The sequence below is a fragment of the Sphingomonas sp. Leaf230 genome, from assembly GCF_001421745.1.
Classification (GTDB): Bacteria; Pseudomonadota; Alphaproteobacteria; order Sphingomonadales; family Sphingomonadaceae; genus Sphingomonas.
On the sequence record NZ_LMKW01000009.1, the window covers coordinates 152,523 to 166,982 of the forward strand.

A 14,460-nucleotide genomic window follows, 5' to 3' on the forward strand; every position below is an offset into this window, starting at 1 on the left:
TTGCTGTTCTACGATAGCGCACTGCCCGCGCCCAACCCGCGCCGCGTCCGCATCTTCCTCGCCGAAAAGCATGTCCGCGTGCCGATGGCGCAGATCTCGATTCCCAAGGCCGAGCACAAGGCGGAGCCGTTCCTCGCGGTGAATCCACTCGGCCAGACGCCTGCGCTTACGTTCGACGACGGCCGCGTGCTGACCGAGAGCGTCGCGATCTGTCGTTACTTCGAGATCCTCCATCCCGACCCGCCGATGTTCGGCCACGGCGCGCACAATATCGCCGAGATCGACATGTGGACGCGGCGGATCGAACTGCGGCTGATGACGCCGTTGTCGATGGTCTGGCTGCACACGCATCCCTGGACCGCGCGGATCGTCCAGCCGCAATATACCGAGTTCGGTGAAAGCCAGCGCCCGCGCGTTCTCGCCGCAATGGCGGAGTTCGACCGCGCGCTCGCCGGTCGCGACTGGCTAGATGGCGAGCGCTACACGATTGCCGATATCGTCCTGCTCACGACGATCGACTTCGCCAAGTTCGTCGGCATCGCGATGCCCGACGATCTCGAACATCTGAGGGCATGGCATGCCCGTGCCTCCGCCCGACCGAGTGCCCAAGCGTAACCGGCGCAGTTAACCAACTCGTTTCACACGATAGAAGTCCTTCCTCGGCTATCTCCGGCGCGGGACGGACCGTGCCCGCAGGGGAGAAATCGAGTGCACAAGCTGATCGTCGTTGCGGCATTGTGCACGCTACCCACCGCCATAGCCGCGCAGGACGCGCCGACGGATGCGGCGATCGTCGTGCCAGCGCATACCGAGATGGTATTGCGCCTGGACGAGGAGATCGCGTCGGATCGCGCACGCGTCGGGCAAACCGTCGCTGTATCGGTCGCGCGGGACGTGATCGTCGATGGCGCGGTGTTGATCCCGCGCGGGGCTCCCGGCGTTGGCGCGGTCACCTTCAGGACCGGCAAGGGCGCGTTCGGCAAATCCGGCAAGCTCGATATCGAACTGCGCTCGGTCGAAGTCGGTGGTCGCAGCGTGCCCGTCGTTGGTCGCTATCACGCCGCCGGAGATGGCCGGACCGGCGAGACGATCGGGACGATCATCGTGGGCGGTGTCGTCGCGGGGGCGTTCGTCACCGGGCACAACGCCGTGTTCGAGGAGGGGCGCCAGTTCACCGCGTTCACCGGCGAGGCGACCCGGATCGCGCGTCCAGCGATACGGATGGCCCGGTACGCACCGCCGATGCCGCCTGCCGCCGTGTCGTTCGCGCGAGGTCCGGCCCTAGTGCCGCCATCCTACGTAGCCGTGGCCTATAGTTCACCGGCCGCGATGCCCGTTCCACCAGCCTACGTAGCCAGTGGCAGTTTCGCCCAAAAATTGGCTGCCGCCCAACCCGTCCGCGGTGGCGATCCGCGGCTGGGGTGGACGATCAGCGACTAACGTCCGGCCTGCACCGCGTCTGTCCGAGCAGCGGATTCTTCGCTTCGTCGGTGCTGGGCTTGATGCTGTCGTCGATCGCCTTGCCCTCTCGTACGCGGCGATCGCCGCCGGCCGAGCCGCGATCGCCTCGATAGTGAGGTCGGGCTTGGCTTCTTCTAGAGCAGTGGGATCTCGCCGCGTTTGGCGGGGGCCGATTAAATAAGTCAGTCTTCGGAATGCTCCAGCGATTGTGTTGCGTGGGAGGCGAGGCAGGGGCCGTGGCGGGCAAGCTGGACGTCACGAGGGATTCCATCCCTGGCGGGAGCGATAAGGAAAATACGCTTTGCAACGTCGCGAATCTATGCGAGGGGACCCGCATACCCGGTATTCAGATTGCCCGGACGCCCCGCTCCATTGGTGAAGCGGAGACGAGCCCGGCCACGACGTTGGAGAGGGGATAAGGCGGAAGAGCGACCCGAACGAGGACGCATCTTCCGCCGTCCTTCTCGCGAAACACCGATAACGCCGTCAAACCCGTAAGACATTGCTTCGCAGCGGTAATGTCGCTCGTCATCCATACGCCGTCGGCTCGTCGCAGGTCGGTCAGGAATGAAGCTTTAGCTTGTCTGGTACGCCTGGTTTGCCGTAGCGTAAGGCCTGTTTCGACTTCGAGGTATTGCCGATGGCCGCAGCGTATCAGTCCCATCCCGAGATCGCTGACGCGTTGGCGATGAAGCGACGGGGCCTGACGCTCGCGCTGCTCACCTTCACCTATTTCTTCAGCTACATGGACCGCCAGATCCTCGCCATCTTGCTCGAGCGGATCAAGGCGGACCTGCTGCTGACCGATACACAACTCGGGTTGCTGTCCGGACTCGTGTTCGCGATCTTCTATGCCACGCTCGGCATTCCGGTTGCGCGACTCGCGGATCGGACCAGTCGGCGCAACATCATCGCGGCCAGCCTGACGATCTGGAGCGCGATGACCGCGCTGTGCGGGCTCGCGCAGAATTTCACGCAGTTGATGCTGTTCCGGATCGGCGTCGGCATCGGCGAGGCGGGGTCGAGCCCGCCCAGCCATTCGATCATCGCCGATCTCTACCCGCCCGAGAAGCGCGCCAGTGCGATGGCGGTGTATTCGCTCGGTGTAGTGCTCGGCGCAGGCTTCGGCACGCTGATCGGTGGCGTCGTCGCGCACTCCTACGGCTGGCGGATAGCGATGATGACCGTCGGGCTGCCGGGGATCGTGCTCGCGCTGCTGGTGCGCCTGTTCATGGTCGAGCCCCGTCGCGGCCTGTCCGACGCTGCCCGTGCGGTGGCCGCGCCGATGCCAAGCGTCGCGCAGGGGTTCGCGTCGATGTGGGCGAGTGCCCCGGCGCGGCATCTGGTGGTCGGCGTCACGCTCACCTCGATGATCGGTTACGCGCTGACCGGCTGGGGCCCAAGCTACATCCAGCGCTCGCTTGGCATCTCGATGCTCGACATCTCGCGCTACATCGCGTTGCCCGGCGCGCTGTTCGGCGCGATCTCGGCGCTGGCGGGCGGCAAGATCGCGGACGTGCTCGCCAAGCGTCACGGGCTCCACGTCCAGGCCTGGGTCGTCCTCGTGATGAAGGGCCTGTCGCTCCCGTTCGCGCTCGCCTTCTACCTGATCGACGCGCCGGCCATCGCGGTCGGCAGCTATTTTGTCTCGTTGATCTTCGCCAACTCGTATCTTGGGCCAAGCTTTGCGCTGATCCAGCACCTCGCCCCTTTGCAGATCCGTGCGATGTGGGCGGCGATCACGCTGCTGGTGATCAATCTCGTCGGGTTGGGGCTTGGACCGACATTGGTCGGTTGGCTCAGCGATCTGTTGAAGCCAGGGTTCGGTGAGGATTCATTACGCTATGCGCTGATCATCATCGTGTTGATGACGCCGTGGGCGCTGTTCCACTATTGGCGCGCCGGGGTCCTGCTCAAGCGTGCCGAGGATGCTGCGAGGTAACTGTCCCTTCCCTCGTCATCCTGACGAAAGTCAGGATCCAGGATCACGAGGGACGGCGTTCGTAGTTATAGGTCCTGACTTCCGTCAGGGTGACCGGGCGTGGGCGGCAAGTCACGGATGCATTGAGCGTGGGTGGGCTGACGAATCCGCCAGCATCCACGCCAGCGCCGTTTCGCGGTCGTCGAACACCGCCATGTCGTCGCGCACCGACGCGATCCGCTTGACCTGCAGCCGCGCGAGCTTGCCCTCGGTATAAAGCGCTACCCTTCGCGACTTCAGCGGCATCGACACCGCCACGCGTTGCAGCATCGTAATTACCTCCTGAGGCTGGATCGCGGATTTCGAGAAATTGCAGAGCAACATGTGGCGCTTGCCCGTCGCCAGCACGCGACGCGCCTCCCGCTCGAGATCGCGCAGGAAGTCCTCGACATGCGCGATGGTCCAGAACCCCGAGGCCTCGACTTCAATGATCCCCGACCCGAGATCCGTGGTAATACTATGCATGACGCCTCCGTTGGGAGGTCGCATCGGGCCGCGCGGTTTAACACAAGGTAAGGAAACCGTAACGGATGCGAACGCACCCGAATGCGGTCAGCCTGTCGCCATCCGATCGTCGAACAGCCCGAACATCAGCGTCGAGGCGTACATCGCGATCGCCCGCTCGCGCGGCATCGTCGACGCCCATTTGCGCATGTCGAACGCTGCGTTCTGGAGCGCCATCAACGCCTGCGCCGCGATCAGCGCATCGACCGCGCGGATCGAGCCTTCGCCGATGCCGTCCATCATCATGCCGGCATAGCGTCGCGCGATGCCGTTCGATCGATCGACCATCGCGTTGCGCACGCCGACCGGAAGGCCGCTCAGCGCCGTTGTGCGGAGCAACGGACCCCGTTCGGCGAACTGGACGTCGAGCAAGGTCGCGACGGTGCTCGACAATTTGTGCCAATAACTCCCGCCCTCGGCCTCACCGCGGCTCTGCGCATCGGCGATTGTGTCGAAGCTGCGGCGATAGCAGGCGATGACGAGATCGTCCTTCGCATCGAGATGGTGGTAGAAGCTGCCCTTGGTGACGTTCAGTTCGGACGCGATCTTCTGCACCGACGCACCGCGATAGCCGAGTTCGTTGATCAGACGCGTCGCCGCCAGCAGGAACGCCTCCCGCCCCGGCTCCGCCTCGTCATGGCTGAGGTCGAGCAGGGTAGGCGACCATTTGGCGTCCTTGCCCGCGATACCGTGCGCGAACACGTCCATCAGTCGCTCTTCGACCCGGCCGTACTGGTCAGGCTCGTACCGCGTCAGCCAGATCGGCAGCCAGAACGTGTTCTCCAGCAGCACGTGCGCGCGTGCGCCGTTGAGATCGGTCTGCGCGCGGGAGGACGTCGGTCCCCACAACAGCCGCGTGCGGCGGAACACCTCGCGCCAGCCCGCCATCAGCCGGCCGCGCATCGGCTCCTCGGTCGCGCGCAGATCGGAGAGGACGGCGAACGCCTTCTCCTCGCCGCGCTGGATCCGCCCGAGCCGGTCCATGTTGAGCGCGAGATAGCGCCGAACACGGTCCTCCGGCGTCGCTTCTTCCGCCGCGACGTCGAGCATCGCGATCAGCGACTCGAGCGTGTTCTCGAACGCTGCGGCGGCAAGGTCTTCCTTGCGCTTGAAATAATAGGTAACGCTGGTCGTGTTGAGCCCGACGCGCCGCGCCACATCCGCGAACGTCATGCCCTTGGCACTCTGTTCGTTGATCGCTGCTGCCGCCGCGGCGAGGATCGCGTCACGCTTCGCCCGGAAGCGCTTGGTGCCCTGTTCGCTCTCGTCGCTGACGTCTGCCGGAACCTTCATCGAAATACCCTAACAGCTTCGATTTGAAGATACAGTGCTTTTTAGGCGCTTTCAGGGCGGACTTGAAAACATGCTTTCGGGGGCCCCGCGCACGCTTTACCGAATACGCGGTATGGTCTAACCCGCCACCAAAGCGACGACGGATGGAGAGCCCGCATGGATTTTACGCTTAGCGAACGAGAGACGTATTTCCGGGATCGGGTCCGGGATTTCATCGACCAGAATATCCGCCCGCGACAGGCCGATTACGACCAGCAGGCGCATGAGGGCGAGCGCTGGAAGGTGATTCCGGTGATCGAGGAGATGAAGGAGAAGGCCAAGGCCGCCGGCCTCTGGAATTTCTTCATGCCGCCGCATTCGGGTCAGACGCACGTCGACGATTCGTTCGAGTTCGAAGGCACGCAGCTGACCAATCTCGAATATGCGTTATGCGCGGAGGAGATGGGCAAGGTCAGCTGGGCGAGCGAGTGCTTCAACTGCTCGGCGCCCGATACCGGCAACATGGAGGTGTTTCACCGCTATGGCACGCGCGAGCAAAAGGACCGGTGGCTCGGGCCGTTGATGCGCGGCGAGATCCGCTCGGCGTTCCTGATGACCGAGCCTGCGGTGGCGTCGTCGGATGCGACCAACATCGAAACGTCGATGGTGCGCGACGGCGATCATTACGTCATCAACGGGACTAAGTGGTGGTCGAGCGGCGTCGGCGATCCGCGTTGCAAGATCGCGATCGTCATGGGCAAGACGAGCTTCGAGGGCTCGCGGCATCAGCAGCAGAGCCAGATCCTCGTGCCGATGGATACGCCCGGCGTGACGATCAAGCGCATGCTTTCCGTCTATGGCTATGACCACGCGCCGCATGGGCATGGTGAAGTCGTGCTGGAAAACGTCCGCGTGCCGGTCGAGAACGTGCTGCTCGGCGAAGGGCGCGGGTTCGAGATCGCGCAGGGGCGGCTTGGACCGGGGCGTATCCATCACTGCATGCGCACCATCGGTGTCGCTGAGACTGCGATCGAGGCGATGGCGCGGCGGCTGCTCGACCGCGTCGCGTTCGGCAAGCGGATCGCGGACTTCTCGGTGTGGGAGGAGCGGATCGCGACCGCGCGGATTGATATCGAGATGACTCGTTTGCTCTGCCTCAAGGCCGCGGACATGATGGACAAGGCGGGCAACAAGTCCGCGCAGATCGAGATCTCGATGATCAAGGTCGCGGCGCCGAACATGGCGTTGCGGATACTCGACGACGCTATCCAGGCGCATGGCGGCGGCGGTGTCTCGGGCGACTTCCGGCTCGCGCATGACTGGGCCGCGATGCGGACGCTGCGGTTCGCGGACGGTCCGGATGAGGTCCACAACCGCTCGATCGCGAGGAATGAGTTCGGGAAATACGGCGACTTCCGCAAGGGTGGCGTGTCCAGCGGGGACGTCGGGGTTAGCCGGTAAACCCATCCTTCCCGTTCGTCCTGAGCGAAGTCGAAGGACTGGCTCGCTTGGGGCAATATCCTCCGACTGCGGTCAGGACGAACGGAATCTTTGATTGTCCGCCCGCCAATTTTCGGAGCCTGACTACCCATGAAAGCCGCAGTCCTTTTCGAAGCCAACACCCCGCTCAGCATCGAGGACGTGACCGTCTCGAAGCCGACGGCGCATGAGGTACTGATCCGCACCGTCGCGGTCGGCGTGTGCCGGTCCGACCTGCATTTTGTCGACGGCGCCTATCCGCACGCGATGCCGACGATTCCGGGGCATGAGGCTTGCGGTGTGGTCGAGGCGATCGGCGACGAGGTGCGCGGCGTTAAGGTCGGCGACCATGTCGTGACCTGTCTTTCGGCGTTCTGCGGTCAGTGCGAGTTCTGCGTCACCGGGCGGATGTCGCTGTGCATAGACGCCAGCGTTCGCCGTCCCAAGGGTGCTGCGCCGCGCCTCATGCTCGGCGACCGGCCGATCGCGCAGATGCTCAACCTCAGCGCCTACGCGGAAATGATGCTGGTCCACGAACACGCCTGCGTCGCGATCGACCGCGACATGCCGATGGATCGTGCCGCGCTGCTCGGCTGCGCGATTACCACCGGGGCGGGGGCGGTGTTCAACACTACCGACGTGACTCCGGGCGAGACGGTATGCGTGGTCGGCTGCGGCGGCATCGGGCTCGCGGCGGTCAACGCGGCCAAGATCGCCGGCGCAGGGAAGATCATCGCGCTCGATCCGGTCCCCGAGAAGCGCGCGATGGCGGAAAAACTCGGCGCGACGCACAGCATCGACGCGCTGTCCGACACCGCTGCGGACGAGGTCGTTGCGATCACCAAGGGCGGTGTGCACCACGCGATCGAGGCGGTCGGGCGCGCGCAATCAGCGGCAACCGCTGTGAAAGTGCTGCGACGTGGCGGGACCGCGACGATCCTCGGAATGATGCCGCTCGGCGAGAAGGTCGGGCTGTCCGCGATGGACCTGCTGTCGGGCAAGCGGTTGCAGGGCGGCTTCATGGGCTCGAACCGGTTTCCGGTCGACATCCCGCGGCTGGTCGATTTCTACATGCGCGGGCTGCTCGATCTCGACACGATCATCGCCGACCGGATGCCGCTCGAGCGCATCAACGACGCGTTCGACGAACTTCGCCGCGGCGACACGACACGCAGCGTGATCACCTTCTCGTGAGCGACGCATCGACCAGCATGGTCGGCACGATCGAGGTCGGCGAGCGCGACAAGCTGGACCTCAACACGCTTGGCGCGTGGATGACCGCCAACGTGCCCGGCTATGCCGGTCCGCTGGGCTACGCGAAGTTCGCCGGCGGCCAGTCGAACCCGACCTACCGCCTCGACACGCCGGAGCGCGCGTACGTGCTGCGCCGGAAACCGTTCGGCCCGATCCTGCCGAGCGCGCACGCTGTCGATCGCGAATACCGCGTTATCGCGGGGCTGCATCCTACCGGTTTCCCGGTGCCTCGGCCCTATGGTCTCTGCGAGACCGCGGCGGTCATCGGCTCCGCGTTCTACGTCATGGAGATGGTCGAGGGCCGGACGATCTGGGACGGCGCGATGCCGGGTGCGACGCCCGCCGAGCGTACTGCGCATTACGAGGCGATGGTCGACACGCTCGCCGCGCTCCACAACACCGATTACGCGGCGGCGGGGCTCGGTGAGTACGGCAAGCCCGGCAATTATTTCGAGCGCCAGGTCGGCCGCTGGACCAAGCAATACCGCGCCGCCGAGACCGAGCGTATGGGGTCGGTCGAACGGCTGATCGAGTGGCTTCCGCGCACGCTGCCCGAGCAGACGCGCACCTCGATCGTCCACGGCGACTACCGGATCGACAACATGATCTTCGCGCCTGCTGAGCCCAAGGTGATCGCCGTCCTCGACTGGGAATTGTCGACGCTCGGCGATCCGCTGGCGGACTTCTCGTACCTGCTGATGAGCTGGGTGACCGAACCGGAAGGACGCTCGGGCGTGCTTGGCATGACCGGGCCGGAGACGGGAATCCCGACGATCGAGCAGGTTGTAGACCGCTATTGCGCCGCCACCGGCCGCGACGGCGTCCCAGATCTCAACTGGTATTTCGCCTATAACCTCTTCCGGCTGACCGGCATCGTCCAGGGCATCAAGAAGCGCATCATCGACGGCACTGCGTCGAGTGCGCAGGCGGAGAAGACGGTGGCGAAGATCCACGGGTTGGCGGATGCGGCTTGGGGATTCGCGGTGAAGGCGGGGGCGTAATTCCCCTCCCGCTTGCGGGAGGGGTTAGGGGRGGGGCTGACCTTCCCCCGGCATGAAACGTTGCGGAAGGATCGGGCCCTCCCCCGACCCCTCCCGCAAGCGGAAGCGGAGCAGAGGACAATGTCGCAGTTCGACCTGACCGGCATGGTCGCCATCGTCACGGGATCGTCGCGGGGCATCGGCCTCGCTTCCGCGCGAGAGTTGGCCGAGCACGGCGCGAAGATCGTGATCTCAAGCCGCAAGCAGGACGCCTGCGACACGGTCGCGGCGGAACTCAACGCCAGGCACGGCGACGGCACCGCCATCGCCATTGCCGCCAACATCTCCGACAAGGCCGGCCTCCAGCACCTCGTCGACCAGACCCGCGCCAAATTCGGTCGCATCGACGTCCTCGTATGCAACGCCGCCTCGAACCCCTATTACGGCCCACAAGCCGGCATCGCCGACGACCAGTTCCGCAAGATCCTCGACAACAACATCGTCTCCAACCACTGGCTGATCCAGATGGTCGCGCCCGAGATGCTCGAGCGCCGCGGCGGCAGCATAATCATCATATCCTCGATCGGCGGGCTGCGCGGCTCGCCGGTGATTGGCGCCTATTGCATCAGCAAGGCCGCCGACATGCAGCTCGCGCGCAACCTCGCGGTCGAGTTCGGACCGTCGAACGTCCGCGTGAACTGCATCGCGCCTGGCCTGATCAAGACCGACTTCGCGCGCGCCTTGTGGGAAGACCCGCACCGGATCGAGGCAGCGAACACCAGCGTGCCGCTCCGCCGGATCGGCGAGCCGGAAGAGATCGCGGGCGCGGTCGTCTTCCTCGCGTCCTCGGCAAGCAACTTCATGACCGGCCAGACGATGGTCATCGACGGCGGCGTCACGATCTAACCGAAGGACCATGCGATGCGCTTCACCGACAAATCCATCATCGTCACCGGCGCGGGCTCCGGCATCGGCCGCGCCGCCGCGCTCCTGTTCGCAAGCGAAGGGGGCAGGGTCGTCGTCGCCGACAAGACCGATTGCGCGGACGAAACCGCGCACTTGATCACGCAGGCCGGCGGCACGGCGAAGGCGATCCGCATCGACGCCGGGCTCGAAGAGGACGTGATCCGCACGATCGCGCTCGCCTGCGACAGCTTCGGCGGGCTCGACGTGATGTTCGCCAATGCGGGGATCTCGGGCGGCATGGCCAACCTGTTCGACACCGACGTTGCGCTCATCACCGAGGTGTTGCGCGTCAACCTGATCGGTCCGTTCCTCGCGATCAAGCACGCCGCGCCGCGGATCGCCGAGCGAGGGAAGGGCGCGATCGTCCTTACCGCCAGCGTTGCCGGTATTCGGTCGGGCGCCGGCTCGCCCGCCTATTCCGCTTCGAAAGCCGGCGTCATCAACCTCGCCGCCGTCTCGGCTCAGCAACTCACAGGCTCGAACGTCCGCGTCAACGCGATCTGCCCCGGCCTGACCGAAACCGGCATGACCAAACCTGTCTTCGACTACGCACGCGAGGCGAACAAGATGGACCGCGTCGGCCGCCTCAACCCGCTCCACCGCGGCGCGCAGCCCGAGGAACTCGCCAAGGTCGCGCTTTTCCTCGCCTCCGACGACGCCAGCTACGTCAACGGCCAGGCAATCGCGGTCGATGGCGGTCTCTCGTCGAGCCATCCCGTCACGCGGCAGGAATACGGCAAGACCGCCGCCTGACCGACGATGCTGTCAGGACGCGGCGTTTCGGCCGCTGGATACGCTTGCGCAACGACTTTTGCGGGACCATTTGCGACGTGCGGACGTTGAGCGTCCGACCCCATAAGGAGAACCCCCATGGCTTTCGAACTCCCACCGCTGCCGTATGCCTATGACGCGCTCGAGCCGGTGATCGACCAGGAAACGATGAAGTTTCATCACGACAAGCATCACGCGGCGTACACGGCCAAGCTGAACGAAGGCGTCGAGAAGGACTCGGCTCTGGCGGGCAAGTCGATCGAGGACATCCTCGGCATGATCTCGTCGCAGCCGCCGCTGATCCGCAACAATGGCGGCGGTTTCTGGAACCACGACTTCTTCTGGAAGACGATGGCGGCCAAGAACGGCCAGGCACCGTCGGGCAAGCTCGCCGAGGCGATCGACCGCGACTTCGGCAGCCTCGACAAGCTGAAGGAAGAGTTCAACACCAAGGGTGCCGGGCAGTTCGGCTCGGGCTGGGCGTGGCTGATCGCGGATGCGAGCGGCAAGCTGAAGGTCACGAGCACGCCGAACCAGGACAACCCGCTGATGGACGATGCGAAGGAGCCCGGCACGCCGTTGCTCGGTAACGACGTCTGGGAGCACGCCTATTACCTGACGTACAAGAACGATCGTCCGGGCTATCTGAAGGCCTGGTGGGATATCGTGAGCTGGGACGTCGTCGGCGAGCGTTACGCGAAGGTCGCAGGCTGAACTTCTTATCCCCCTCCCGCTTGCGGGAGGGGCTAGGGGAGGGCGCGACACAATTACTGGCGTCCGGCCTGTTTGGTCAGGCCCTCCCCCAACCCCTCCCGTGAACGGGAGGGGAGCAGTAGAATTACCCTTCGGGCGGCAGGTCGGTCACGGCTTTGTCGCCCGTTTGCAATCCGTGCTTCAGTAGCATCGGAATGTTGGCGAACGCGAAGAGCAGCGTCAGCGGGATCGCGCCCCACAGCTTGAAGCCGACCCAGAAGTCCCAGGTGGTATTGCGCCACACCGCCTCGTTCAGCACGGCCATGAACACGAAGAACACCGCCCAGTTGCGCGTGAGCTTGCGCCAGCCTTCCGCGGACAGACCGGGATAGGCGGTGGCGAGCAGCGACTGGAGCAGCGGGCGCCCGGTGACGAGCCCGAACGTCAGGATCGCCGCGAACATCGCGTAGATGATCGTCGGCTTCATCTGGATGAAGCGCTGGTCGTGGAAATAGATCGTCAGCCCGCCGAACACGACGATCAGCGCACCCGACAGCCACAGCATCGGCGAGATATGGCCCGCCTTGACCTTCGACACGATCATCGCGGCGACCGTGGCGATGATGAACGCGGTGGTGGCGGCAACGACGCGGACGATCGGCAGGCCGGGGGTGAGGAAGTTCACCGCGAAGAAGACCGCGAGCGGGCCGTAGTCGACCGCCATGCGGAGGCCGGGGGATAGGGGGGGCTTGGTCACTGAGTTATCCACGAAATACGGTAAGATGCCGTTCGTCTTGAGCGTAGTCGAAGGACATTGCCACAAGCTGACCAGTCCTTCGACTTCGCTCAGGACGAACGGGGGAGGCGGGGCAGGCGTTACTTTCGAACGCTCTCCACGCCCGCGATGATCCGGCTCACCTCGTTCGCATCGAATGGGCGGAGGTCCGTCATGCCCTCGCCGATACCGATCGCGTGGATAGGCAGGCCGTATTTCTCGGCCGCCGCGACCAGCACGCCGCCGCGCGCGGTGCCGTCGAGCTTGGTCATCACGAGCCCGGTGACGCCTGCGACCTCCTTGAAGACCTCGATCTGCTGGAGCGCGTTCTGGCCGGTGGTGGCGTCGAGCACCAGGACGATATCGTGCGGGCTCTCGGGGTTGATGCGACCCAGCACGCGGCGGATCTTGGCCAGTTCGTCCATCAGTTCGCGCTTGTTTTGCAAGCGGCCCGCGGTGTCGACGATCAGCACGTCGATGCCGGTCTCGGTCGCCTTCTTGACCGCGTCCCATACTACGCCTGCCGCGTCGCCGCCCTCGGGGCCGGTCACGATCGGCACGCCGACACGTTCTGCCCAAGTGCGGAGCTGGCCGATCGCGGCGGCGCGGAAGGTGTCGCCGGCGGCCAGCATCACGCCGTAATCCTGCTCCATCAGCAGATGCGCAAGCTTGGCGATGGTCGTCGTCTTGCCCGAGCCGTTGACGCCGATGACGAGGATCACCTGCGGGCGGGGGAAGGCGTCGATCTCGATCGGTTTGGCGACCGTGGCGAGGACCTTCTCGACCTCCTCGGCGACGATCACGCGGATGCCGAGCTCCTCCATGTTGCGCTCGAAGCTGCCTTCGGACAGGCGGCGGCGGATGCGGCCGGCGGTCTCGGGGCCGAGATCGGAGGCGATCAGCGCTTCCTCGATGTCGTCGAGCGTCGAATCGTCGAGCCGCGCGCCGCCGAGGCCGGCGAGGTTGCCGACGAGCCGGTCGGAGGTGCGCTTGAAGCCGCCGATCAGCTTGTCGTGCCAGGTGGGGGTGGTGCTCATGATGGTTCTCGTGTTGCGCTGAGGCGGTCGGACGTGGCGCCGGTGATCGCGATGCGGACGATGTCGCCGGGTATGGCGGGTTCGTCCAGAAGGACTTCTGCAAAATTGCCGATATGGCCGCGGTCGCCGGGGCGTTCGACGAGCAGATCCTGCGACGTGCCGACCAGCGTTTGCAGCCAGTTCGCGCGCGATGTTTCGCCGGCCTGGCGGAGGAGGGCGGCGCGGTGGCGGCGGACTTCGGGTTCGACCTGCGGCATGCGCGCGGCGGGGGTGCCGACGCGCGGCGAATAGGGGAAGATATGCGGGTGGACGATGTGGCAGTCGTCGATCAGCGCGCGTGTGTTGGCGAACATCGCCGCATCCTCGGTCGGGAAGCCGGCGATCAGGTCCGCGCCGATCGCGATGTCGGGGCGGGCGGTCTTGAGGCGCTCGACGAGGGCGACGCTTTCCGCGCGCGAATGGCGGCGCTTCATGCGCTTGAGGATCATGTCGTCTCCGGCCTGGAGCGAGAGGTGGACGTGCGGCATGATCCGCGCTTCGGTGGTCAGCAGCGCGAAGAGGCGGTCATCGATCTCGATGCCGTCGAGTGAGGACAGGCGCAGGCGTTCGAGCTTTGGGACGTGATGCAGGATGCGTTCGACGAGATGGCCGAGCGTCGGCGCGCCGGGGAGGTCGGGGCCGTAGCTGGTGAGGTCGACGCCGGTGAGGACGATCTCGCGGTGGCCGGCGTCGACGAGACCGGCGATCCGGTCGACGACCGCGCCTGCGGGGACCGAGCGGCTGGGGCCGCGGCCGAACGGGATCGCGCAGAAGGTGCAGCGGTGGTCGCAGCCGTTCTGGACCTCGACGAACGCGCGGGCGTGAGCGGAGAAGCTCGCGGCGAGATGCGGCGCGGTCTCGCGGACTTGCATGATGTCGGAAACGACGACCGGGGCGTCAGTCTGCCAGGTTTGCGACGTTAGCTTGTCGGCATTGCCGATGACACGGTCGACTTCGGGCATCGCGGCGAAGCTCGCGGGGTCGATCTGAGCAGCGCAGCCGGTGACGACGATCTGCGCGTCCGGCCGATCGCGTTTGGCCCGGCGGATCGCGACGCGCGTAGCCTTCACCGCGGCGTTAGTGACGGCGCAGCTGTTGACCACGACCATGTCCCGCCCGGCGACGAGCGCGCGGATGGTCTCGCTTTCGGCGATGTTGAGGCGGCAGCCGAGGCTGATGACCTCTGGCTGCGGGGCAGATGGCATGCGGCGCGATTTAGGAGGGGCGGGGGGGGAAGTCCACGGTTTG

14 protein-coding genes are annotated in these 14,460 nt (G+C 65.4%); 9 read left to right on the forward strand and 5 right to left on the reverse strand.

The window, feature by feature from the left end:
* The 3 genes from ASE82_RS09750 to ASE82_RS09765 all read left to right on the forward strand — a co-directional run bounded on the left by ASE82_RS09750 (nt 1) and on the right by ASE82_RS09765 (nt 3,403).
* Nucleotides 1–615, forward strand: a complete 615-nt coding sequence (locus ASE82_RS09750; RefSeq protein WP_056062231.1) for a glutathione S-transferase family protein — start codon at nt 1–3, stop codon at nt 613–615.
* 93 nt (nt 616–708) lie between these two features.
* Entirely contained in the window at nt 709–1,440 is a 732-nt protein-coding gene (locus ASE82_RS09755; RefSeq protein WP_056062233.1) for a hypothetical protein, read from the forward strand.
* Between the two features lie 661 nt (nt 1,441–2,101).
* Nucleotides 2,102–3,403 (forward strand): spinster family MFS transporter, encoded by a 1,302-nt coding sequence (locus tag ASE82_RS09765; RefSeq protein ID WP_056062239.1) that lies wholly within the window; start codon nt 2,102–2,104, stop codon nt 3,401–3,403.
* Between the two features lie 111 nt (nt 3,404–3,514).
* On the opposite strand, the gene ASE82_RS09770 is transcribed toward ASE82_RS09765, so the two are convergent.
* Both ASE82_RS09770 and ASE82_RS09775 read right to left on the reverse strand, forming a co-directional pair.
* Entirely contained in the window at nt 3,515–3,907 is a 393-nt protein-coding gene (locus ASE82_RS09770) for a hypothetical protein (protein ID WP_056062242.1), read from the reverse strand.
* Nucleotides 3,908–3,994: 87 nt separating this feature from the next.
* Nucleotides 3,995–5,239 (reverse strand): TetR/AcrR family transcriptional regulator, encoded by a 1,245-nt coding sequence (locus tag ASE82_RS09775; RefSeq protein ID WP_056062245.1) that lies wholly within the window; start codon nt 5,237–5,239, stop codon nt 3,995–3,997.
* 156 nt (nt 5,240–5,395) lie between these two features.
* On the opposite strand from ASE82_RS09775, the gene ASE82_RS09780 reads away from it, so the two are divergent.
* The 6 genes from ASE82_RS09780 to ASE82_RS09805 all read left to right on the forward strand — a co-directional run bounded on the left by ASE82_RS09780 (nt 5,396) and on the right by ASE82_RS09805 (nt 11,382).
* The gene (locus tag ASE82_RS09780) at nt 5,396–6,679 is read left to right on the forward strand and encodes an acyl-CoA dehydrogenase family protein (RefSeq protein WP_056062247.1); all 1,284 of its coding nucleotides are present in this window, start codon (nt 5,396–5,398) and stop codon (nt 6,677–6,679) included.
* 129 nt (nt 6,680–6,808) lie between these two features.
* Nucleotides 6,809–7,891, forward strand: coding sequence for a Zn-dependent alcohol dehydrogenase (locus tag ASE82_RS09785; RefSeq protein WP_056062250.1), 1,083 nt, complete (start codon nt 6,809–6,811; stop codon nt 7,889–7,891).
* Nucleotides 7,892–7,908: 17 nt separating this feature from the next.
* Nucleotides 7,909–8,952, forward strand: coding sequence for a phosphotransferase family protein (locus ASE82_RS09790; protein WP_056063309.1), 1,044 nt, complete (start codon nt 7,909–7,911; stop codon nt 8,950–8,952).
* A gap of 120 nt (nt 8,953–9,072) precedes the next feature.
* The gene (locus tag ASE82_RS09795; RefSeq protein WP_056062253.1) at nt 9,073–9,837 is read left to right on the forward strand and encodes an SDR family oxidoreductase; all 765 of its coding nucleotides are present in this window, start codon (nt 9,073–9,075) and stop codon (nt 9,835–9,837) included.
* A 15-nt stretch (nt 9,838–9,852) separates the two neighbouring features.
* Complete coding sequence (locus tag ASE82_RS09800; protein ID WP_056062256.1) at nt 9,853–10,650, forward strand: SDR family NAD(P)-dependent oxidoreductase; 798 nt, start codon at nt 9,853–9,855, stop codon at nt 10,648–10,650.
* A 117-nt stretch (nt 10,651–10,767) separates the two neighbouring features.
* Entirely contained in the window at nt 10,768–11,382 is a 615-nt protein-coding gene (locus ASE82_RS09805) for a superoxide dismutase (protein ID WP_056062259.1), read from the forward strand.
* A 124-nt stretch (nt 11,383–11,506) separates the two neighbouring features.
* Here the strand turns inward: ASE82_RS09805 and ASE82_RS09810 are convergent, their stop codons facing one another.
* The 3 genes from ASE82_RS09810 to mtaB form a co-directional block, all read right to left on the reverse strand.
* The gene (locus ASE82_RS09810; RefSeq protein ID WP_268795418.1) at nt 11,507–12,118 is read right to left on the reverse strand and encodes a septation protein A; all 612 of its coding nucleotides are present in this window, start codon (nt 12,116–12,118) and stop codon (nt 11,507–11,509) included.
* A 119-nt stretch (nt 12,119–12,237) separates the two neighbouring features.
* On the reverse strand, nt 12,238–13,173 hold the full coding sequence (gene ftsY / locus ASE82_RS09815) for a signal recognition particle-docking protein FtsY (RefSeq protein WP_056051078.1): 936 nt from the start codon (nt 13,171–13,173) through the stop codon (nt 12,238–12,240).
* Nucleotides 13,170–14,417: a tRNA (N(6)-L-threonylcarbamoyladenosine(37)-C(2))-methylthiotransferase MtaB gene (gene mtaB / locus ASE82_RS09820; RefSeq protein WP_056062266.1), complete on the reverse strand. Its 1,248-nt coding sequence runs from the start codon at nt 14,415–14,417 to the stop codon at nt 13,170–13,172. The genes ftsY and mtaB overlap by 4 nt, the downstream gene beginning before the upstream one ends.
* Nucleotides 14,418–14,460 lie beyond the last annotated feature (43 nt).